Source organism: Gordonia sp. X0973, assembly GCF_013348785.1.
Classification (GTDB): domain Bacteria; phylum Actinomycetota; class Actinomycetes; order Mycobacteriales; family Mycobacteriaceae; genus Gordonia.
Genome location: NZ_CP054691.1, coordinates 183,797 through 206,600, shown reverse-complemented (window position 1 = coordinate 206,600; position 22,804 = coordinate 183,797). Strand labels below are relative to the sequence as shown.

Below are 22,804 nucleotides of genomic sequence, written 5' to 3'. Positions count from 1 at the left end.
TGCATTCAGTCTCCAGCCCAGTCGAAGTCGGTACGGGATGTCCGGGAGTCCTTCGGGCCGATCACTTCGAGCTCTGACCAGTCTTTAGGGAATCTGGGTCCCGAACCGATCTCATCCCGGCCGGACGCTGGAGCCCACCACGAGCCATCAAGGAAGAACCGACGACGCGCAGAGGCGGCAGGTACCGAGGTGACGCGAGACGACGTCCAGAACCCTTTACGGGGGGGCTCCAACCCCAGGCTGGCAGCAATCTGCTGATGGGGGCGTTCATGTCCGAGAATGACAACGCCTTCAGCCCTGAGATGGTGGCGGGCGTCCCGAGCCCGTTTTGGCGCATCGTCCTGCTGCCCGACGGTCAGAACCACGTTCCTGTCAATCAGCGTGTTCTGAACATGGCGAAACAGATCGTTGACACGTTCCTGACCGCTCGACCCCTCACGCAGAATCTTCTCCCGTGTGGCGGTCGACAACCGAAGTATGAGGTTTTCTGGCAAATCTCGTTGAATCCCGCCCCACAACCAGTAGATCTCGTCCATCGCGAACTCGGCCAACCGCCGCTTGTTGTCGCGGTTGTATGCCCGAACCAACTCCCCCGTTTCCTTCTTCACTCGCCACCGCAAGCGACTGTCGGACGTGCGAAGCAGCCCGGCGGCCCACTCGCCAGTGTCATCGTTCATCCAGACCAGCAGTGCGGCCTGATCCCGCTTAGCCGACTGAGCACCGTGATCAGCACACACGTACATCTCCATCGGGATCTCCCAGCCACCCACATCGCGCGAGAACTTGCAGTCGACCTCGAGCTCGCGGATCCGCCAATCGAGATCCCGCCCGTCCTCGATGTCGAACTCCCGAGTCAAGTTGATCTCAACGGCTGTACCCAGGTATGTCTTCTCGGTCTTCCGTAGGTGCTGATAGCACCATCGGCCCGTCCGCTGACCGTCGAGCGCCTCGTCCAGGGAGTCACGAAGAGTCCATCGAAACCGGTCGCGACCTTGCGGAGCGTCCTCGAAGAACTCGGCAACAGCCTTCAAATCGCCCGGGACGACCGGGTTGGGGCGTGTCGGCCGCCAGCGCACGGTGGACATCGGATCTGAGGGAGGCGAATACTGCCGAAACGCGTTTCGCGCTCTCTTCGCTCCGTCCGGCCGAACACCGGTCGATCGAATCGTCGCCGACTCAAACTCGAACAGGCCCGCCTCGTCAGACATTCTCCCGAGCATGCCAGCTATGGAGACGAAACCGAGCGAATGTCGGCAAACACACGTACCCCAGACACTTCATCCGTGCGTCGACAACAGCCTTTCCAAACTCTCCGCGGTGCCGCACTACCTAAACTGCCATTGCCACATCAGCCGGGTCCGATAGCTGAAAGTCCAGCCAGGCTCACCATGAGCATTCAGCAATCTCACCGCCTCGGGGGAGGCCTTGCGACACAACACCCGCCGACCGACTATCCGGTGGCCAACCCGGCTAAACCAGCTGATAGCTCCAGACGTCCCTCACCGGAAACCTGATCCTGAATGAACCGATTCAACGCTTCGGGTGGGGTCTCCGTTCGACGCGCGGGTACGACCTCATCCCAGGTATCGAAATCGCCCGGGTCGTCAAACGTGATGACGCCAACGCCATGCTCGCGCGCCGCGTTTGCGACCCGTCGAACCATCGGTTCCTCGGCCTTGGCCACCACGTCACGAAGCTCAAGGAGGACGTAGCAATGGGTCGACGCGCGACGATGACCCATCGCCTCGTACACGGCAATGACATTCAGGTTGGCCATGGTTTTGACCTCAAACGTGATGACTTCGAACTGAGACTGCGGCACGTAAGGAAACCCTCGAAGACCGATCGCAACAAGGTCTGGCCTGGTCCACCGGCCACCTGTATCCCGCCTTCCGGCATAGGCCGTCTCTTCAATCAGAAGCGGCTTGAGGTCCCGCTCCGCAGACCACCGACCACTGAGTGTCTCTCGCAGTGGACCGTAGAGACCCCTCTCTGGTCCAGATCCGGAGACCTCCCAGCCAGGCAAACGGCGGAGTGCCCCGCCGCGTCCAGGCGCTCGAGCTACCAGTCCTTTGCCAAGTAGCCCGAGGCGGGCGTGGTTGTACCGCGTTTCACCCCACTTGAGCCTCCTCCGCATCGACACGTTTCCCACTGCCACGGATTCGTCGTCGACGCATTCGGGTAGTTCGGCAAAGAGCTTGAATTCGTCGGGCGTCAGGTCTGGAGTCATGAGTCGCACCTCCTCGTTCTCCAACCCGAACACTGCCACCGCCTACGGCACGTACGCCGGCGTTCCGCGGAACGTCGCAAGAGCACCACGAGTGACCAGAATTCTCGTTAGCGTCGCAGAAGGACCCCGGAACCAAGGAGGCGTCACCGTGGCCTACCAACTGATTTGCCCCTGCGGGCAGAACATCACGTCGCTAAGCGATCGCTTCGTCGATGATGTCCAAGCCCACCTCGCCGAGCAGCACCCCGGCCGCAACTACTCGGCCGACGACATCATGTCCATGGCGATGGAGGTCTCCGACAAGCTGGTCAAACCCACGTCGTAGACCCGTAGTCTCGTCGCATGCGGTTGCCGATTCCGAGATGGCGGGACTCCGACCCCGGCGAGATCCGAAGCTGGATCACCGAGGTCAACGACGGCATCGTCGCCGTAGCGGGCATGGCGCTCGGCCTGGCCGGAGCCGAGGTCGCGCCGCGCACCGCCTACGCGGTGATCACCCTCAACGCCATCGTCGGCGCACTCACCGTCTTCGGCGCCAAGCTCGGCGAACGCCTCGCCGACCGTGAGGCCGAGCAAGACCTCGTCGCCAAGGAAGAGGCGCGCCTGCGGATGACTCCCGACGAGGAGAAGGCCGAGATCGTCGACTGGCTCGAAGCCCGTGGAGTGGGTACGTCGACCGCACACCAGGTCGCCGACGACCTCGCCGCCGGCGACGCGCTGGGCGCCCAACTCGTCATCGAGTACGGCCTCCGCGAAACCACGACCGTCCACCAGGCCTGGCGCGACGCCCTGCAGGCCGGAGCGGCATTCCTCATCGGCGCGGTTCTGCCGCTCGTGGGCAGCCTCGTGACGCCGTGGGAGTGGCGAGTGGGGTGGCTCGCGACCGGCACCGCCATCTGCCTGACGATCACGTCGTTCATCTTGTCCAGACGCGGCCATTCCAATCCGTGGGCGACCGTGCTCCGCTCTCTGGTCTTGGGCCTGGGCACACTCGCGGTGTCGTACTTCGCCGGTGGACTGCTGCAATAGTCCGGGCCCTTCCTCCCGTACTTTTCCGCTTATCCCGACGTAGCTTCTGCGGGAGGAACAGAATTGTGCGGGAAGAACGCTGCCACGAACCACGGGGGATCAGATGACGGCAAGGATTCGACGGCTCACCGTCGTCGCAACGACACTGGCCGTGGCCGCCACCGCGGCCTGCGGTACCGACTCCTCGTCGCACCTGGTCAGTTCGTCGTCGACGCCGCCACCGACAATCCGGAACGTTCCGCTGACGGCACCGGGAACGGTGCTCAAGATCGGTCAGCCGGCCGGACTCGACGTGCACCGTGACGGCAAGGTGTTTCGGATCGAGCTCACGGTGACCTCGATTCAGAAGGCGAACAGGGCCGACTTCGCGAAGGTCACCGGCGACGCGATGCAGAAGGTCGCCGACGTCTACTACGCCCGAGGATTCCTCACGCCCGCAGACTCGCGCAACACCGCGTCGATGGAGTACGGCATCACCCCGTCGTTCTCCGCGACGACCTCGAGCGGGAACGAGACGCCGCTCTTCCAGGTCTTGGGCGCCTTCACCGCGTGCCCGGCGACGCTGACTCCCGCGCCGGGCGGCTTCACCTCCTGCAACATGGAAGCGACCACCGAACCCGGCGAGACGATCGCGTCGCTCGAACTGATCGGAATCGACAACTCGACGTCGATCCCGGGCCGGCCGGGCATCACCTGGACGAATAGCTGACCTTCCTCCCGCACCTTTCTGTTCGTCCCGACGTAGCTTCTGCGGGAGGAACAGAATTGTGCGGGAGGAACACGGACTAACCTGCACAACGTGCCCACGACAGCCGAGGAACTGATGCGCTCACGGTTCGCGGCCTTCCGCGACGGGGATGCGCAGTGGCTACTCGACACCTGGCACCCGTCGACGCGACCGGAAGCACTCGACCTCGCCGACAACCCGCGGTGGCGAGGATTGCAGATCGTCGACACCGAGGCCGGCGGAGCCGACGACGAGACCGGAATCGTCGAGTTCCGCGCCACCTATCTCGACGCCGACGGTGAACTCGGCGTCCTCCACGAGCGCTCCACCTTCGTCAAGGAAGACGGCCGCTGGTTTTACGTCGACGGGGAGCACTAGCCACGTCACCGAACACCCCTCGATCCTCACCGACCGCTGCCCGAACCGCCACGAGCCACCCGCACCCGGCGTTATGGTCGCGACATGACCACGACTCACGAATCACCCGAGCTCCGCGACGGCTTCGCGTCGTTGCGCGCCGGCGGTCTGCACTGGGATGCCTTTCCGCTGCGCCTGTTCACCAAGGGCAACGCCAAGACCTGGAACCCGGCCGACATCGACTTCGGCAAGGAGGCCGCCGATTGGCACGGCCTCGACGACGAGCAACGTCGCAGCGCCTGCTACCTAGTCGCACAGTTCGTCGCGGGTGAGGAGGCCGTCACCGAGGACATCCAGCCGTTCATGAGCGCCATGTCGGCGGAGGGACGCTTCGGCGACGAGATGTACCTCTCCCAGTTCTGCCTCGAGGAGGCCAAGCACGCGCAGGGTTTCCGGCTCTGGATGGACGCGGTCGGCCTGACCGACGACCTCCATCCCTTCGTCGCCGAGAACCCGCACTACCGCAAGCTGTTCTACGAGGAACTGCCGCAATCCCTCGGCATCCTGCGCGACGACCCCTCGCCGCGCAACCAGGTCCGCGCCAGCGTCACCTACAACCACGTCATCGAGGGCAGCCTCGCGCTGACCGGCTATTTCGCGTGGAACAAGGTCTGCGCCGAGAACAACATCCTGCACGGCATGCAGAGCCTCATCGGCCACATCTCCGACGACGAGCGCCGCCACATGGCCTGGGGCACCTTCACCTGCCGACGCCACGTCGCCGCCGACGACTCGCTGTGGGAGGTCGTCACCGAGCGGATGGGCGAGTTGCTGCCGACGGCGCTCGACATGATCTCCTGGGTCAACGAGCAGTTCGACGAGCCGCCGTTCGGCATCGACAACGCCGAGTTCGTCGCCTATGCCGCCGACCGCGCGCAGCGTCGCCTGGGCGCAATCGAGTCGGCGCGGGGACGCTCGCCCGCCGAGATCGATCTCGACTACTCCCCCGCCGAACTCGAGGATCAGATGGGCGACGAGGACCGAGCGGCCACCACCGGATAGGCGCGGTTAGGGTCGAGGGATGACCCATGTCTTCGACGAGGCGATCACCGTCGCGGCCCTGCCCGACGGCGTCTTCCGCGCCACCACCCACTCGGCCTACGACAACATGGTCGGCCCCTTCGGCGGAATCACCGCGGCCACTGTCGTCAACGCGTTGCAACACCACCCCGACGTCCTCGGGCAGCCGCTCTCCCTGACCCTCAACTATGTGGCGCCGGTCGCCAGCGGGACCTGGGATCTGCACACGACGATCGTGCGCACCAATCGGACCAACCAGCACTGGACCTTCACCATCGAGCAGGAGGGCGCGACGGTGTCGACGGGCAGCGCCGTCTTCGGGATCCACCGCGAGACCTGGGCCGACACGGAGGCACAGCGCCCGCAGGTGCCCGCACCAGAAGCTGTTGCCGCCGTTGACTTCCCGGAGTTCATCGCCTGGGCCCGCAACTACGACAAGCGCTTCGTCGCGGGCAGCCTGGAGGCCAAGTCCGACGACTCCACGTCGACGGTGTGGCTGCGCGATCTCCCCGAGCGCCCGTTGGACTACCCGGCGCTCACCTCGATGACCGACGCCTTCTTCCCGCGCGTCTTCCTGCGCCACGGCACCTACATGCCGGCCGGGACGATCACCCTGACCACCTACTTCCACGCGACACCCGACGAACTCGCCGCCCAGGGCACCGACCACGTCCTCGGTACCGCCCGCGGCGCCCGTTTCGGCAACGGCCACTTCGACCAGTACGCCCAGATCTGGGGTGGCGACACCCTGCTGGCCACCACCACCCAGCTGGTCTATTTCAAGGACCCGCAGGGCTGATCCCGGCCAGAATGGACCGCATGAGAGATGCGGTCATCGTCGACGCAGTACGAACCCCGATCGGCAAGCGGAACGGTTCATTGGCCGGGATCCATCCCGGTGATCTGACGGCGAAAGTGCTCACCGCCCTGGCGGAGCGAAACGGATTCGACCCGGCGACCGTCGACGACGTGGTGTGGGGTTGCGTCAGCCAGGTGGGTGATCAGGCCGGCAGCATCGGTCGCGTCGGGGTCCTCGCCGCGGGCTGGCCCGAGTCGGTGCCGGCCACCGTCGTCGACCGTCGATGCGGTTCCGCGCAGCAGGCTGTGCACTTCGCCGCGGCCGGGGTGATCGCCGGCCACTACGACGTAGCGATCGCCGGGGGCGTCGAATCCATGTCGCGCGTGCCGATGGGCTCGGCCCGAGCCGGCGGCGAACCCTATCCGCCGTCGGTGCTGGACCGGTACGGCGTCGACGGTTTCAACCAGGGCATCGGCGCGGAGATGGTCGCGCGCAAATGGGGGATGTCGCGCACCCAGGTCGACGACTACTCGGCGCGCTCGCACGAGCGCACCGCCGCCGCCATCGACGCCGGCGCCTTCGACGATCAGCTGGTCAAGATGGACGAACTCACCGTCGACGAGGGGCTGCGCCGCGGCACCACCATGGAGAAACTCGGCGGCTTGAAGACCGCCTTCGACGAGAACGGCGTCATCACCGCGGGCAACTCGTCGCAGATCTCCGACGGGGCCGCGGGTCTGCTCATCACCACCGGCGACTACGCCAAACAGCAGGGCTGGACACCGCTGGCGCGCATCCACACCGCGGTGCTGGCCGCCGACGACCCGGTCATCATGCTGACCGGACCGATCCCCGCGACGCAGAAGGCGCTCGACCGCTCCGGCCTCTCGATCAGCGACATCGGCGCCTTCGAGGTCAACGAGGCCTTCGCTCCCGTACCCCTGGCATGGCAGGCGGAGATGAGTGCCGACGACGACGTACTCAACCCGCTGGGCGGAGCCATCGCCGTCGGACATCCGCTCGGCGGATCCGGCGCCATCCTGATGACGCGCCTGGTCCACCACATGCGTGACCACAACATCCGCTACGGCCTGCAAACCATGTGCGAGGCCGGCGGGATGGCCAACGCGACGATCCTGGAGTTGGTCGCGTAGACGAATTCGGGTTGCGAGGTCTCGATACACCAACTCGGGGTCTCGATACACCAACTCGGCTAGCGCCTCGTCGGCACTCGACCACCGTGCTTCGTCGGCACTCGACCACCGAACAGGCGACGTTTGGTTGCGAGGTCTCGATACAAATTCTCGGCTAGCGCCTCGAATTCACTCGACCACCGTAAAGGACGAGAGGTTCTCGTAGGCCTCGGTGTTGGGCTTCATCGCCGCGGCCACGAGTTCCCACAGCACCTCGTCGGTGCCGCCACCCACCCGGCCGAGCTTGATGTCGCGCCACCAGCGGCCCAGCGGCGTCTCGTCGGTCAGGAAGCCGGAGCCGCCGAAGATGTGCAGGCATTCCCCGGCCACCTCCTCGGCCAGCCGCACGGCGGTCACCTTGATCGCGGCGGCGGTGCGCAGGTTCATCGGGCCGGCCGCGGCGATCCCGTCGAGGGCGAAGCGCAGGGTGTCGACGCGGGCCTGCAGGTCGGCGACGCGCAACCGCAGCGCCTGGTGGTCGTAGAGCCGCTTGCCGAACTGCTCGCGGTCCATCATCCGGGCCAGCGTGATGCCCAGGATGAGGTCGCAGGCCGCCGCGCACTGCGCCGCGACCGACAGCCGCTCGTGTGCGAGTCCCCAACTGATCACGGCCAGCCCCGTGCCGGGCCGCGCGATCAGCGCCTCCTCGGGCACCCACGTGTCGATGTCGACGGGGGCGGTGTCGAGCGGACCGGCCGAGAGCTTGCGATAGCGATCACCGACGACGACGCCCGGATCATCCATCGCGACGGCGACGACGACGTTGTTGCCGTGCGTGCTGCCGTCATCGACGTTGCGCGCGACGGCGATCATGTGCCCGGCGATCGGCGAGAGGGAGCAGAACTTCTTTCGTCCGCGAACCCGGAATCCCTTTGCGCCGCCGTTGGTTTCAGCCGAGACTTCGGTCCCGACGATCTGCAGGTCGGACCCGCCGGACTCCTCCGACGCCCCGATACACAGCACCTCCGCGCCGTCGAGAGCCCGCTCCGTGACCGCCTTGAGGTAGTCGGTCTTGCCGAAGCGGCGCAGCGTCGCGATGCCCGAGTCGTGCAGGCTGACGCCGACGCCGACACCGGTCGACGCGGTGCGTCCCAGCCGGTAGCCGAGTTCGAAGAGCTTCGCGACGTCGGGCTTGGTCTGGCCCGCCCACTTGGCGCGGAAAACCCCTGCGGCGCCGAGCTTTTCGAGCAGCGCCCGGGGGAACAGCTCGGTGCGCTCGGCCTCGTGCACCATCGCGGTGACCTCGTCGTCGAAGACTTCGTCGAGCAAGGCGCGGTACTCGTCCAGTGGCAGCGGCTCGGTGAACGCGGCGGTCGGCGCCAATCCGGCGCTCATCGTCGGTCCCCGTCTCCGCCGGAGGTCTCGGCGACGAGATAGGGCGCAACGCTGCCCAGCTTCTCGCAGGTCTCGGTGAACTCCCGCTCCGGGTTGCTCTGCCCGACGACGCCGGCGCCGGCACGCAGCCAGCTCCGCTCACCGTCGCGGAAGACCGTGCGCAGCACCAGGGCCGCCTCCAGATCCCCCGACGAGGAGACCGTGACCACGGCACCCGAGTAGGCGCGCCGCCTGCTCGCCTCCAAGCGGTAGATCGCATCGATCGCGGGTGCCTTCGGGATGCCCGACGCCGTCACCGACGGGAACAGCACCTCCAGCGCGTCCCACGCGGAGTAGGGAGCGGCCAGCCGGCCGATGACCGTCGACGCCAAATGCTGCACACTGCCGCGCGGCTTGACCGTCATGAATTCGCTGACCGCCGTCGTGCCGGCCACGGCGACGCTGTCCACCTCCGCGTAGGAGGTCCGCACCGAAATCGCGTGCTCCACAATCTCTTTCGCGTCGCTCTCCAAGTCGGCGCGAGCCGCCATATCCTCGTCGGGCGAAACGCTGAAGGCCCGGGTACCGGCGAGCGGCTCGGTGGTGATCAGTCCGTCGGCGGCAACGGAGCCGACCAGTTCCGGGGAGAACCCGGCCGCCTCCAGCCCGCCGAGGCGGAACAGGAACGAGCGGGCCGGGGTGTTGGCCTGGCGCCCGGTCAGGTAGGTCGCGGGGACGTCGACGTCGAAGGGCACCGTCACCTCGCGGGACATGATGACCTTCTCGTAGCGCCCGGCGTGGATCTCCCCGATCGCGGTGGCCACCCGGCCGCGGTAGTCGGTGGGATCCTCGTCGACCGACAGCGGCATGCGCGCCTCGTCGTCGACGACGATCGGTCGCTGCGCCAATTCGCGCATCCGCTCGCGCAGCTGCTCGTCGGCTCCGACGAACCTGATGCCGTCGACGCCCTCCGCCCCGCCGTCGAGGAAGGCCTCGAACTCGGGCACCACGATGTGGGCCAGCACGGCACCGTCGGCGAGATGATCGGCGGCGCCGAGGAAGGGGGCGCAGAAGTCGAAGCCGACCCAGCCGTAGGCCCGCCACTCGTCGAGGTCGAGTCCGGCCAGCGCCTCCTCCAGGGCCTGCGCCGGGCGGGCGTTGTACGCGGTGGTGCGCACCTGCGCGTTGCCCTGCGCGTCGTGGGTGGTGACGCGCACGTCGCGGGCGGTCAGGATGATCTCGGTGCGGACGCCGCCGGCGAAGACCCAGCCGTCCACACCCTCGTAAACCAGGTAGTCGTCGGCGAGTCCGGCGCGCGCCCAGGTGGCGCAGATCTCGGGCTCGCGGACCAGTGTCGCGATCGCGGTCATAGTGCTCGGTCCTTCCAGTTCGGCAGAGATGGGTCGGGTGGTCATTCCGCCACCAGGTCGGCGCCGACGCCGAAGCTCGTGAAGGCGGTCTGTCGCTGCAGTCGGTATTCCTCGCGACCGAGCACGGTGTTGAGGATCTTGGCGTTGCGCACCGCACCGATGTCGAGGTTGGGCGCGGAGACGCCGACGGCGTGGTGCTCGGCATTCGCGACGAAGAGCCGGTCGGCCAGGGCGCCGGGCGCGGCGACGGAGTGGTTCGCCTCGATGACTAGGCGTCCCTGTGAGTCGCGTTGTAGGAGCTGGTCGATCGGGGCCAGGAACGCCGGTTCGCGCTCGGTGTACCCGGTCGCCGCGATCACCACGTCGGCGTGATGGGCCAGTAGGCTCCCAGTGTCGACGTGGCGGCCGCGCACCCGCAGCCCGCCGTCGGCGATGGGTTCGATGCCTTCGATCGCGACGCCGTTGCGCAGCTGCACCGTCGGCAACTTCTCCAGCAGTTCGCGGCGGTACAGCAGGTCGTGCAGTCGCTCCAGCGTCTCCGAGGAGATGCCCTTGTGGAACTGCCAATGCCCCCTACGCACCTCGTCGCGCGTCGCCTCCGGCAGCGAGTGGAAGTAGTCCATGTAGGCCGGGGTGGTCATCTCCAACGAGAGCTTGGTGAAGTCCAACGGCGCGAACCACGGCGTGCGCGTCCACCAGCGCACCGCGGGACCTCCGTCGAGATTCGCCTCCAGCAGGTCGGCGACGATCTCCGCGCCGGACTGCCCCGATCCGATCACGGTGACCGACTCGGCATCGCGGATCTCGTCGCGGCGGAACAGGTAGTCGGCGCTGTGGACGAGCGACGGGGAGTCCGCCGACACCGCGCGGGGGATGAACGGCTCGGTGCCGATCCCGACGACGACGTGGCGGGCGAGCACCGTCGAGGCGCCGTCGGCGCCGAGGAGGTCGACCTCGAAGCGCTCGTTTCGCTCATCCCAACGGACCTCGGTCACGGTGGTGCCGAACCGCAGCCCGTCGAGCCGGTCGATGACCCACAGCAGGTAGGCCTCGTACTCGCGCCGCGTCGGGAAGAAGTCCTCGCGCACCAGGAAGGGGTAGAGGCGGTCGACGTCGGCCAGGTAGGCGAGGAAGGAGAGCGGATGCGTCGGGTCGACGAGGGACACGAGGTCGGACAGGAAGCTGACCTGTAGCTTCGCGTCCTCGAACATCAGCCCCGGATGCCAGGCGAAGCGCTCCGACGAGTCGACGACGAGCACGTCGGCGTCCTCGACCGTCGAGGCCAGTGCGGCCAGGCCGAGGTTGAACGGCCCGCAGCCGACCGCGAGGACGTCGACCTGCTCGCGGTTCTCCTGTTCGCGGTTGTCGGGGTCAGTCATGAGCAACTCCTACGTTGAGTGCGGCCGGGGCCAGTCCTTCGGATTCCACTTCCAGCGCGACGCGGAGGATCTCGTCGAAGAGCCGTTCGATGTCGGCCGGCGAGGTCTCCGGGTTGAGCAGGGTGAGTTTCAGACAGGTCCGCGACTGGTCGTCGGCGGCGTCGACGCGGACCTGGGTGCGGCCGATCAGCGCGGTGCCCGAGCTGATCAGTCGGCGGCGTAGCTCGGCATTGACCTGGTCGATGTCGGGCTCGTCGCACAGGTATTGGAAGACGACGGTGGTGAGCGTCGCCGGTGAGACCAGCGCGAGCTGCGGCTCGGATTCGACGCGGCGCTGCGCATGCGCGGCGAGGTTGTGGCAGTCCTCGAGCATCGAGCCGAGTCCGTCGCGTCCGTAGGCGAGCAGCGTGGTCGCGACCTTGAGCACGTCCGGGCGCCGCGTCGTCTGCAACGTGAGCCCGAGCTGGCCGCCGAAACCCGCCTCCAGGTCATCCTCGGGATTCAGGTAGGCGACCGAGCGGTCGAGGGAAGCGAAGCTGTTCGTGTCGGCCAGCAACAGCAGACTCGCGGCGGCCGGCTGCCAGCCGACCTTGTGCAGGTCGAGGGTGATCGAGTCGGCATCGCCGATACCGCGCAGGAGTCCGGCGAAGCGGTCGGAGAACAGCGCCCCGAAGCCGTAAGCCGCGTCGACGTGGAACCACAGCCCGTGACGCCGCGCGATCTCGGCGATCTCCGGCAGCGGGTCGACGGTCCCGAAGTCGGTGGTGCCGGCGGTCGCGACGACCGCGACGGGCGTGCGGTCGTCGGCCACGAGCGCGTCGAGGGTCGCCTCCAACGCCGCCGGGACCATGCGGTGCTCGTCGTCGCAGTCGACGGTGACGACCGCCTGCTCCCCCAAACCCAAAGCGGCACAAGCACGTTGGAGGGAGAAGTGGGCGACCTTGCTGCACAGGACGACCGGTGAGCCCAGCGCTCGCACGCCGTGCTGGCGGATGTCGATGCCGCGGCTCGCACCGGCGCGGTCGCGGGCGATGAGCATGGCCAGCAGGTTCGAATACGAGCCGCCCGGCCCGAAGACGCCGCCCGCCGTCGACGGCAAGCCGGCGAGACGGGCCAGCGTCTGCACGGTCCAGGTCTCGATGGCCAGCGTCGCCGGGCCCGAGTCGTAGGTGTCCAGCGAGGCGTTGGTGGCGCTCGCCAGCGCATCGGCGGCGACGGCGACCGACAGCGGCGGCGGCTGCAGGTGCGCGGCGCACAGCTCGTGCGTCAAGTTCAGGCCGTACTCGTGGACGATGTGGGCCATCCGGCGCAGCGCCGCCTCCTCGCCGATCCCCGCCTCAGGTAGCTCGGGGGCGCCGAGCTCGCGTGCGACGCTGGCCAGCACCTCGTCGGGGGCACCGACCGGCAGCGGGTCGCGCGGCGCTCGCCCGGCAACCGTCGTCGCGGCGTCGATCAGTTGCCGGCCCACCTCGGACCAGCCGTGTCCCGGCTTGGAGAACCGGCTCGTGCGGACTTCTGATTGGTGTGTCACACGCTGCCTCACTGTTGGGGGGATGCCGGGGCGATACCGGCATTGGCGAGCAGCGCGGCCAACGGCTCATGCGCTGCGGGGGGAATCTGGTGCAGGAGGTCGGTGACCGCGGCGACGGCGCGCTCGGCGATCACCTCGCCCGTACCCAGTTGGCAATCGACCTCGAGATGGGCTGATCCGTCGTCGGCAAGCTCGATGGCGAGGGTCATCGGGTAGGGCGCGATGCCGCAGGAGACCGACCGGTAGTCGACGGTCACGCCGTCGGGAACCGGGATCCCGCGCATCGGCGCGTTACGGACCGACCCCATGATCTCGACCACCGGGAACCGGCCGCCGCTGCGCCGCAACGCCGTCAGCACCGAGCCGAAGTCCACGTCGGCGTAGGTCATCGCCGCGTAGATCGACGCGAGACCCGCGCGCATCGCGTCGTCGACGGTCCCGTCCGGGTCGAAGGTGAATCGGATCGGGATGATGTTTCCGCAGTAGCCGACCAGGTCCGGGGCCTGCTCGGGCCGCCTGTTGTCGGCGGGGACGAGGAGCACGTGGTCGTAGGCGCCGGTGAGCGCGGAGACCGTGAGTGCGGTCAGCGCGATGAGCGCGGCGTTGGCGGTGCCGCCGATCGTCGGGGCGTAGGCGGCGAACGCGGCGAGGTCGCCGGGGTCGAGGTCGCGACGGAGCTGCTGGCCGGGGGCCTCGTCGAGGGGCACGAGCCAGCTCTGCTCCGGGGTCGTCGACGGGAGCTCGTCGGAGAGGGGGAACCGAATTCCGGGTGCCGCCCACGTCTCCCGGGCATGCTCGACGGCCAGCGGGAGCCGGTCGACTGGCTCGGCGTCGGTCGAGCGGGTCAGACGGTAGTCGACTGGCTCCGCGTCGGTCGAGCGGGTCGGACGGTGGTCGAGTGTCGGCGAGGCGCTAGCCGAGTCGACGTATCGAGACCTCGCAAGCCGAGAATCCGCATCCAGCCCCCCGCGAAGCATCGAACCGAGCAGCAACGGCCACGAGGTGTCGTCGACGGCGAGGTGGTGGAAGCTCAGCACCACCTCGACGGGGCCGTCGTCGCTCCCGAAGACACGTGCGCGGACGGGTGCCTCGCGGGTGAGGTCGAAGGGGGTGCGGGCCAGTGCCGACGCCGTCGCCTGCGCGCCGATCCCCTCGCCGACGGTCCCGCCGCCCAGCGCCCACAGCCCGCCCGGTTCGATCCAGCGGCCGGTGGTCGTCGCCGGTTCGCGACGCGGCTCGTCGTCGACGACGGCGATGGTCGACGAGAGCACCGCCGCACCCGCGATCGTCGATTCGATGCCGACGATGAGTTGCTGTGCCGACCGGCCGTCGCCGCGCAGCAACAAGGTGATGTTGTGCGAGACCGATTCCGGGTCGAGCTGGTGGATCCGCCACATGCGGCGTTCCGCAGCGCCGAGCGACTGCCCACTCGACGCCTCCGGGGTGCCCACCGGGAGCGATTGCGACGTATCGGAGGTGCCCAATCGGCGGGCGCGACGGCGGCGCAGCAGCTCTCGGCGCGCCTCGAGGGTGTCGGTCATCGGTGTCCTCCGGCGGTGGCGGTCTGGTCGGTGGTTTCGATCGCGGACGCCGACTCGCGCAGCACGGTCCAATCGCTGACCACGGGAACGGTCTCCCCGCGCGCCCACAGCGGGAGTTGGTCCTGGAAGTGGGCGGTGCCGGGCCGACCATCGGCGCCCATCGGGACGATCCAGCGGCCTCGGTCACGCTCGGCGAGGTCCCAGACGTACCGCGCGGCCGACCCGACGCGGCACTGGTCGTCGAACCCGACGGCGGCTGCGTTGGCGAAGACGCATTCGGCGTCGCCGCCCAACTGCGCGCGGTCCGGGCGGACCCGGGCGGACAGCTCCGGGTGCCCCGGAGAAGCGCCCATCAGGTCGAATCCGTGGATCGGGGCGAAGCGGTGGTGCTCGCCCCACGTCGGCGCGGAGTCGCCGCCGTCGGTGGCGACGGCCAGCGATTCCAGCGCGGCGGTGAGCAGTGCCGCGACCTCGACGCCGAGGCCGTCGGCCCGTTCGAGAACGATCGGCAATGCGGCGGCGATGCGCGGGTGCGGGACGAACCACGGATCGAAGATCGGTGAGAATCCGTGTGGCACAAGGAGGCTCGCCAGCTCGGCGGTGGCGGCGAGCGACCCGACGAGGCGGGTCCGCAGCGCGGCGAACAGGTAGGCGTCGGTACTGTCGGCGGCCATCGACCGATCCCAGGCGACGATGCGGGCACGGATGCGCTCGGCACCGTCGGACAGCCCGGTCAGCGCCTCTATGCGGCGCTGCAGGAGTGTCGCGTCGTCGAGGTCGACGTCGCGGTGGATCTCGGTGCAGTCGTCGGCGGACACCTCGGTGCGCTCGGCGAGTAATGCCGTGATCCGCTCGGCGCGGGACGGTCCGACCGCCTCGGTGGTGACCGGTTGCAGCGGCGGGCAGTTCTCGATCCGCTGGTTGGCGATGACCGCGAAATCCTCCACCCCGCCGTCGAAGGTCTCGTCGTTGATGGAGGCGCAGTGGTAGCCGGCCCACTTGTAGCGCTCCTCCCACCCGGGAACGGGGAGCCAATAGTTCTCCGACGCGCGGCGCGGCATCGCGCCGACGACCTGCCGGTGGACGCGCCCGGCGGAGTCGGCGATCACGATCCGGTTGACCGGCTCGGACCAGCCTTCAAGCGCCTCCTCCACGTCGGCGATGCTCGTCGCGAACAGCAGGTCGGCCACCGCGTCGAATCCGAATCCCTCGGAGTCGGCGAGCATGGGGCTGCGCAGACTCCAGTCGTATCCGTCGCCGCGCAGGACGATTGGGCCGTTCTCGGTGACGACGATCTCGACGTCGACGTCCTCCCCGTCGCGCACCGCGATGGTCTCGGTCCAGCTCTGGACGGGTGCCTCGCCGTCGGGGGTCAGCGCGACGATCCCGGCGTCGGTGCGCGTCAGCTTCTCGCGGTAGACGTCCTGGTAGTCGCCCATCGCGTTGGTGATCGCCCAGGCGACGTCCTGCGCGTGCGCGAAGTGCGGGACACCCGGGACGCCCGCGAAGGCGAAGCCGACGACGTCGAATTCGGGGCAGGCCAACTGGCACTGCAGATAGATGCCGGGCAGTTCGAGGAATCGGTGCGGGTCGCCCGCGATGAGCGCACCGCCGCTCGACGTGCGCGCCGACGCGACGCCCCACGCGTTGCTGCCGGAGAGGGCATCGCCGTGTTCGGACGGCCCACTGGGCGCATTTTGACTGCCCAGGGTCTCGATACGCCGTCTCGGCTGGCGCCTCGCCGGCACTCGACCAGCGAGGCGGGCCCACTCGGCGAGGAGGGTCGCGAGGAAGTCGTCGTCCGGGAGATCGGGCATGTCGTCGGAGCCGACGCCGCCGTCCAACCCGGCACCCTCGAGGTCGAACATGGTGAGCCCGTCACGACCGAAGGCCCGCGCGGCGTGCGCCCGCCACAGCTTGGTGGTGAACCGGCCGAACAGGATGTGGTGCATGAGGAAGACCGCGATCGGGGTCCACGGCTGCCACGGCCGGGGACGGTGGTCGAGTTCCTCGAGTTCCGGCGCGGTCGCGTCGTCGAGGGTGCTGTTCACACCGGCGGCATACGCGTCGAGAAGTTCCCGCGTCCGCGTCGACGACCGTTCGTAGACGGCGCGAGCGGAGCGGTCCATGCCGGAGCGACGGGCGAAGCGGTCCCATTCGACGGCGGTCGGGCCGAAGGCCTCGGCGGTGCGACCTTCCGCGCGCAGGCGCAGGAACTCGATCTGCCACGCCCGGTCCTGAGCGCATGCGCGTCCCTGCGCGTAGATGGTGCCGGCCGGGTTCGGCGACCAGATGTGCGGGATGCCCCACTCGTCGCGAATGGTCTCGTGCTCGTATCGAATGCTCATCGTGCTTCTGCCATCGTCGAAAGTGCTTCTCGTGTCGCCGTGGCGCGCGAGTGGATCGGGTTCACCAGCTCGTGCCCGGCGGCGACCATGTCGGAGTAGGGGATCTCGTGGTCGGCCATCCGCTGGCGGTTGCGCAACTGCAGCTGGTTCAAGTGGATCGCCCCGAAGCTCGGCGCGAACACATCCCACCGCGCGAAGCGTTCCGCCAACTCCGGGTGCTGCGCCTGCAATGCGTTGATGCTGGCGGCGACCTCCTGCCAGAACTCGTCGTCGTCGACGATTCCGAACCGGTGCAACAGTGCGGCCAACGGCCGGAAGAAGTCGTCGAAGACGTCGGAGAGGATGCCCAGGTTGCGCGTCTCGTCGGCCTCCTGCGACTTCGCGCGCACCGCCTCCTCCGGCAGATCCGGGGCGTCGCCGAGGATGAAGACCTCCTCGCCGATGTCCTTCAGGATCGAGCGGACCGGCACCCCGTCGCGCAGCACCAGGATCAGGTTCTCCCCGTGCGGCGAGAACTTGAGTTCGTGCGCGTAGAGCAGGTAGGTGATCGGGTGGAGGTACGCGTCGAGGTAGGAGCGCAGCCACTCGCGCGCGGGCAGCCCGGACCGCTCGACGAGGGCACCGACGAACGGTTCACCGGTGTGGTCGACGTGCAGCAGCGCCGCCATCGTCGACAGCGTCTCGCCGTCGCGCAGCAGCGGCACCGGCGACTGTCGCCACAGGGCGGCGAGCATCTTGCGGTACTCCGAGCCGGGTTGCGTCACCGCGTTCACCGCGGGGTTGCGGTAGCCGATCGCCGCCACCTCGTAGAGCACCTCGAAGCCGATCGAGCGCAGGTACTCGTCGTCGCCGATGCGGTTGCGCACCCAGTCGTTGATGACCGGCGTCGTACCCATGTAGTCGGCCGACATCCCGCGCGTGAAGCCCATGTTGGTGATCGACAGCGACACCTTCGTGTAGTTGCGCGACGGCTCGCTGACGTTGAACAACGTGCGGATGGACTGCTGCGGCTGGTATTCGTCGGGCGACGGGCCGAGTTCGACGATCCGCCCGGCCGCGACCTGGCCGGCGAACAGTCGGGCCGCACGGTTGGCCCACTGCCACGGATGCGCCGGGAGGTAGCGGTAGTCCGCCGGATCGAGGCCGCGTTCGGCGAGCAGGGCGTCGAAGTCCTGGCGCGCGGCGCCCAACTCGGCGTCGATCAAGGCGTCGTAGTCCACGTCGGACATCGCGGCGAACTCCACGTCGTCGGCCCACACCGCGAGCCACGTCAACCGCATCCGCGGCCCGAATTCGGGTGCGTAGCGGCGCAGGTCGTCGGCGCTGAATCCGATCCGACCCGCATTGGCGATGAAGCACGGATGGCCCTCGGTCATCGCCGACTCGACGGCTTGGAAGACCGGTACCGGGTGTCCCGCCGCGACGAGTTCCCGCGAGGTGCGCCGACGGTCGGCCGGCCGATCCGCGCCGAGTGCCAGCGTGTTGACGAGTTCCTCCAGGTAGGCGACGAGGTCATCGCCCCCCAGCCCCAACGACTCGGCGAAGTCGACGACGACGGCAACCGGGTCCAGGGCGTGTCCGCCGCCCTCGACGCTGCGACGGATGCTCGCCTCGTCGATGCACCACGAGTCCAGCTCAAGCACCTGGGCGTCGAAGGTGTACTCGGTGCGACCGTCGTCGGAGCGCACGGCGAATCCGATGTCGGTGCGGGTGGGCGTGATGACCTGCTCGTGGCACAGCTCGGCCAGGATCTTCGCGGTCATGCGCCCGCGGTAGACGGTCCACATCTCGTTCACTGCGCGATCCGCCGTCCGTTGTCGGTGAGCCTCGTGAAGTCGTCACGGGTGCAGTAGCTCAGGCGCGCGGTCTTCTTGCCGACGGGGTAGTCACCGGCCACGGTGAACCCGACCCCGGCGTTGAGTCGTTGCACGTGGCTGTTGCGGACGTCGGGCTCGACGACGACGCGCTGGGCACCGGCGGCGAAGAACGCCGTCGAAATGATGTGGAGCATGACCTCGGCGGTGAAGCCGGCGATCGGCTCGTCGGTCGGCGCGACCAGCAGGTGCATCCCGATGTCGCCGTCGGCGTGGACGTACCCGGTGCTCGGATCGGCGAGTTCGCTGACCGTCGGGTCGTACAGCTCGAAGAGGAACTGCGGCTGACCGTCGAAGAGGCCCAGGCGCATGCCGTAGGGCTCGCCGGTCTGGGCGTCGCGGATCATTGTCGCGACCTCCTCGTGCGAGGCGGTCAGCATCTCCCAGTACTTCGACTTCGGATGGTTGAGCCATTCGCGGATGATCGCCGTATGGGCGTCGGCATCCATCGGCACGTGGGTGAGCCGTTCGCGCAGTGGGCGCTCCGGGTGCCCAGTCGGTGACAATGAGGTGCCCACTCGGGGGGATTCGGGTGCCCACTCGGCGCTTTGCAGCTCGGCGGCGACCTCGTCGTCGGACATCGCCATGACCTCCAGGTACTCGGCCGCGGCCGTTTCGACGTCGGGGTCGAGTCCGACGATCCGCTCGGCAAGCCCGGCGACGGTGCGGTTGGCGAAGACGTCGGCGACCGACAGCCGCGGCACGTCGAGCCATTCGCGGGTCTGCGCGACGAAGCGGGTGGCGAGGACCGAATCGCCGCCGAGGGCGAGGAAGTCGTCGTGGACGCCGATGCGATCGGTGCCGAGGACTCCGCCGAGGACGTCCACGAGGACCTCTTCGACGGGTGTGCGCGGGGCCGCAGCCCCGGTCGGCTCGTCGGCGACGGAGAGTTCGGCGACCTTCTTGCGGTCGTATTTCCCGTTGCCGGTGAGCGGCAGCTCGGACAGGGCGATCACCGAGCGCGGGATCATGTGCTCGGGCAGATCGGCGGCCAGCGCGGCGCGCACCTCGTCGGCCGTGGACGCCTCATCGTCGACGGTGATCGCGGCGCGCAGGTCCCGACCGTCCGACCAGGCGACGGCACCGGTGACGACCGCCTGTCGCAGCAGCGCGGCCTCCACCTCGCCGAGTTCGATGCGGTAGCCGCGCACCTTGACCAGGTGGTCGGCGCGGCCGAGGAAGTCGAGGAATCCGCCCGGGAGGTAGCGCGCGAGGTCGCCGGTGCGATACCAGCGCTGCCCGTCGTGCTCGACGAAGCGGTCGGCGGTGCGCTCCGCGTCGGCGCGATAGCCGGCGGCGACACCGGCCCCACCGATCCAGAGTTCGCCCGGCACGAAGTCGGGCCGGTCGCGACCCTGCTCGTCGACGACGCGGCATGCCACACCGGCGAGCGGGAAGCCGTAGGGCACGAATGCGAAGCCCGGCGGGATGTCGGCGGCCGCGCAGTAGGTGGAGTGGATGGCCGTCTCGGTGGTGCCGCCCAGTCCGGCGGCGCGGCAATGCGGCGACTGCTGCGCGACACGCTCGAGCAGGGAGACATCGACCTTGTCGCCGCCCATGATGATCTCGCGCACGGACGGCGCCAGCGGACCCAGGTCGAGGATCATGCCCAGGATCGAGGGGACGCAGTTGAGGACGGTGACCTGCTGCTCGGCGAGGAGCCGCACCCAATCGTCGGCCTTGCCCGCACCGGCGTCGTCGGGGACGACGACCGATCCGCCGACCGCGAGCAGGGCGAAGACGTCGAAGACCGAGAGGTCGAATTCGAGCGAGGAGACCATGAGCGACCGGTCGCCCTGTGTGAGACGGAGGCGCTCCACGAGGTCGGTCAGTGTCGCGACGGCCGCCCGGTGCGGCAGCTCGACTCCCTTGGGCAACCCGGTGGACCCGGAGGTGAAGAGCACGTAGGCGAGGTCGTCGCCGGTCACCTCCACCGGTTCGGCCGGCGTGTGCGCGACGGCGGTGGCGAAGTCGAGGACGCCGGCGGCCGCGGGCCACCGCGATGGGTCATCGGTCAGGATCGCGGCCGGCTCGGCGACGGTGAGGATCCGCTCGCGACGCGCAGCCGGCTGGTTCGGGTTGATCGGCACATAGGCGCCGCCGGCCAGCAGCACGCCGATCGCCGCGACCACCTGCTGCCCGCCCTTGGGCAGGTTCACGATGACGGTATCGCCGCGCGACACCCCCGCCTCGATCAGCGCGCCGGCGACCCGACGCGCCTCGTCGACGAGGTCGGCATGGCTCCACGTCCTCGCGTCGGTGATCAGTGCGGGCGCCTCGGCGCGCTGCGCGGCGAGTTCGACGAATCTTCCGTGCAGGGTGCCGTCGAAGACATCGGTCCGCGGCAGCGGCTTTTCGACGCCAGCCCGCACCGCGCGCGTCGGCTCGTCGACGGGATCCGGCGCGGGGGCATCCCACTCTCCCGCGACGAGCTGGTCCAGTGCGCGCACGTAGTAGGCGAACATCGCCTCGGCGACCTCGCGCGGCAACTCCGAGGTCCGCACATCCCAGTTGAGGAGCAGGCCGCCCTCGACCTCGGTCACCTGTGCGTCCAACAGCACCTGTGGTCCCTGCGAGACGATCCATGACGGGGAGCCGAAGTCGCGGCGCACCGCGTCGGAGAACAGCTCGCCCAGTCCGAGTGCGCTGGTGAAGACGACCGGCGACACCACCGGCTCGCCCTGGAAGCGGGACAGTTCGCGCAGCACGTCGAGTCCGCCGAAGGATCCGTGCGCCATCGCGTCGTGCATCTCGTCGCGCATCGCGGCGGCGCGCTCGGCCAAAGTGGCGGGACGGCTCAGGTCGACGGCGACGAGGATCGACGACGTGAAGTCGCCGACGACCCGCTCGAGGTCGGGGTGCTCGCCGTTCGGGTCGGCGGTGTCGCGGTCGAACATCGGGACGGTCAGCAGGAAGCGTGACGAGGCGGAGCGGGTGCCGACCGCCTCGGCGAAGGCCGCGGCCACGGCGGCCGCCGGGGTCACGCCGCGGGTGCGGGCGTGTGTCTCCAGCCGCGACCAGTCGGCGGCGTCGACGCGGTGGTGCAGGCGCACGGTACGGGCGTGTCCGTCCTGGAGTGCAGCCTCGGTCCTGGGCAATTCGGGGGCACCGGGAAGGTCGGCCAGACGGGCACGCCACCACTCGATGTCGGCCTCGCGGGCCGGTTGCGCCGAGCGCGTCTGGCTCAGTTCCTCGTAGGTGCTGGTCAGCGGCTTCAGCTCTCCTCCGCGGTAGAGCTGAGCCAGATCGTCGACGAGGACCCGATAACTCATCGCATCGGCGGCCAGCATGTCGACGTCGAGGTGGATCCGGCTGCGCCCGCCCGGCAGCAGCGTCAACTCGGCGCGGAACATCTCCCCCTCCTCGACGGGCAGCATCCGGTGCGTCCCCTGCTCGCGCCGGCGTGCCAGCTCCGCGTCGACCTCTTCCACCGTCGAGGCGCGCAGATCGTACACCGCGCTGCACTCCGGGTGCGGGTTGCCGACGGTCTGGGTGCCGTCGGCGTTCACCCGGGTGCGCAACATCGGGTGGCGCTGCGCGAGGGCGTCGACCGCCGCGGTGAACCGGTCTGCCGCGTCGACCGGCGAATCCCCGTCGAACTCGACGTAGAGATGGGCGGCGACCCCGCCGAGCGCGTGGCTGTCGGACCGCCCGACCCAGTACGCGTGCTGCATCGGGGCGAGCGGGAAGGTGCCCGACGCCCACTCGGTGCCCCCGGGGTGCCCACTCGGCGCGCTTGGGGTGCCCACTCGGCGGACTTGGGGTGCCCACTCGGCGGCGTCGGCACCCAGGAGAGCAGCCCAGGCGTCGAGGGTCGGGTCGGCGGCGAGGCGCGCGAAGTCGACGTCGAAGCCACGCTTGCGCCACTGCCCCGCCAATCGCATCACGCGCAGCGAATCGAGGCCGTGCATGACGAGGTCGGCGTCGCGGTTCAGCGAATCGGCCTCGACGCCGAGAACGGCGGCGACTTCGGCGCGCACGTCGATCTGCGTCGCGGTGTCCGAACTGACAACCGACATGGGAACTACCTCG

The 22,804-nt window shown here is 68.8% G+C and carries 17 protein-coding genes; 7 read left to right on the top strand and 10 right to left on the bottom strand.

Features of this window, described 5'->3' with window-relative positions; translation table 11 throughout:
* Positions 1-5 precede the first annotated feature (5 nt).
* Both HUN08_RS00915 and HUN08_RS00910 read right to left on the bottom strand, forming a co-directional pair.
* Positions 6-1,208 carry a NaeI family type II restriction endonuclease gene (locus HUN08_RS00915; protein WP_301546825.1) on the bottom strand — a complete coding sequence of 401 codons (1,203 nt, stop codon included), beginning with the start codon at positions 1,206-1,208 and terminating at the stop codon, positions 6-8.
* A 242-nt stretch (positions 1,209-1,450) separates the two neighbouring features.
* Positions 1,451-1,822 (bottom strand): hypothetical protein, encoded by a 372-nt coding sequence (locus HUN08_RS00910; protein WP_124245978.1) that lies wholly within the window; start codon positions 1,820-1,822, stop codon positions 1,451-1,453.
* A 556-nt stretch (positions 1,823-2,378) separates the two neighbouring features.
* Between HUN08_RS00910 and HUN08_RS00905 the strand changes: the two genes are divergently transcribed.
* The 7 genes from HUN08_RS00905 to HUN08_RS00875 all read left to right on the top strand — a co-directional run bounded on the left by HUN08_RS00905 (position 2,379) and on the right by HUN08_RS00875 (position 7,376).
* Positions 2,379-2,555, top strand: coding sequence for a hypothetical protein (locus tag HUN08_RS00905; RefSeq protein WP_165353369.1), 177 nt, complete (start codon positions 2,379-2,381; stop codon positions 2,553-2,555).
* Between the two features lie 17 nt (positions 2,556-2,572).
* Positions 2,573-3,259 (top strand): VIT1/CCC1 transporter family protein, encoded by a 687-nt coding sequence (locus HUN08_RS00900; RefSeq protein ID WP_124245979.1) that lies wholly within the window; start codon positions 2,573-2,575, stop codon positions 3,257-3,259.
* 103 nt (positions 3,260-3,362) lie between these two features.
* Positions 3,363-3,968: a hypothetical protein gene (locus tag HUN08_RS00895; RefSeq protein ID WP_124245980.1), complete on the top strand. Its 606-nt coding sequence runs from the start codon at positions 3,363-3,365 to the stop codon at positions 3,966-3,968.
* Positions 3,969-4,058: 90 nt separating this feature from the next.
* Positions 4,059-4,364, top strand: coding sequence for a YchJ family protein (locus HUN08_RS00890; protein WP_301546824.1), 306 nt, complete (start codon positions 4,059-4,061; stop codon positions 4,362-4,364).
* 84 nt (positions 4,365-4,448) lie between these two features.
* Complete coding sequence (locus HUN08_RS00885) at positions 4,449-5,405, top strand: R2-like ligand-binding oxidase (RefSeq protein WP_124245981.1); 957 nt, start codon at positions 4,449-4,451, stop codon at positions 5,403-5,405.
* A gap of 19 nt (positions 5,406-5,424) precedes the next feature.
* Entirely contained in the window at positions 5,425-6,222 is a 798-nt protein-coding gene (locus tag HUN08_RS00880) for an acyl-CoA thioesterase II (protein ID WP_124245982.1), read from the top strand.
* Between the two features lie 20 nt (positions 6,223-6,242).
* A complete protein-coding gene (locus tag HUN08_RS00875; protein WP_124245983.1) occupies positions 6,243-7,376 on the top strand; it encodes a thiolase family protein in 1,134 nt (377 codons plus the stop codon).
* 168 nt (positions 7,377-7,544) lie between these two features.
* Here the strand turns inward: HUN08_RS00875 and HUN08_RS00870 are convergent, their stop codons facing one another.
* The 8 genes from HUN08_RS00870 to HUN08_RS00835 are packed head-to-tail and all read right to left on the bottom strand — an operon-like array spanning position 7,545 to position 22,791.
* Entirely contained in the window at positions 7,545-8,750 is a 1,206-nt protein-coding gene (locus HUN08_RS00870; protein ID WP_124245984.1) for an acyl-CoA dehydrogenase family protein, read from the bottom strand.
* Entirely contained in the window at positions 8,747-10,099 is a 1,353-nt protein-coding gene (locus tag HUN08_RS00865; protein WP_124245985.1) for a salicylate synthase, read from the bottom strand. The genes HUN08_RS00870 and HUN08_RS00865 overlap by 4 nt, the downstream gene beginning before the upstream one ends.
* 41 nt (positions 10,100-10,140) lie before the next feature.
* Entirely contained in the window at positions 10,141-11,478 is a 1,338-nt protein-coding gene (locus HUN08_RS00860) for a lysine N(6)-hydroxylase/L-ornithine N(5)-oxygenase family protein (RefSeq protein WP_124245986.1), read from the bottom strand.
* Positions 11,471-13,009, bottom strand: coding sequence for a pyridoxal-dependent decarboxylase (locus HUN08_RS00855; RefSeq protein ID WP_124245987.1), 1,539 nt, complete (start codon positions 13,007-13,009; stop codon positions 11,471-11,473). The genes HUN08_RS00860 and HUN08_RS00855 overlap by 8 nt, the downstream gene beginning before the upstream one ends.
* An 8-nt stretch (positions 13,010-13,017) precedes the next feature.
* Entirely contained in the window at positions 13,018-14,550 is a 1,533-nt protein-coding gene (locus HUN08_RS00850) for a peptide synthetase (protein WP_124245988.1), read from the bottom strand.
* A complete protein-coding gene (locus HUN08_RS00845; protein WP_124245989.1) occupies positions 14,547-16,898 on the bottom strand; it encodes a penicillin acylase family protein in 2,352 nt (783 codons plus the stop codon). Before HUN08_RS00845 ends, HUN08_RS00850 begins: the two co-directional genes overlap by 4 nt.
* Positions 16,895-18,685, bottom strand: coding sequence for an IucA/IucC family siderophore biosynthesis protein (locus tag HUN08_RS00840; RefSeq protein WP_124246252.1), 1,791 nt, complete (start codon positions 18,683-18,685; stop codon positions 16,895-16,897). Before HUN08_RS00840 ends, HUN08_RS00845 begins: the two co-directional genes overlap by 4 nt.
* 5 nt (positions 18,686-18,690) lie before the next feature.
* A complete protein-coding gene (locus HUN08_RS00835; protein ID WP_124245990.1) occupies positions 18,691-22,791 on the bottom strand; it encodes a non-ribosomal peptide synthetase in 4,101 nt (1,366 codons plus the stop codon).
* Positions 22,792-22,804 lie beyond the last annotated feature (13 nt).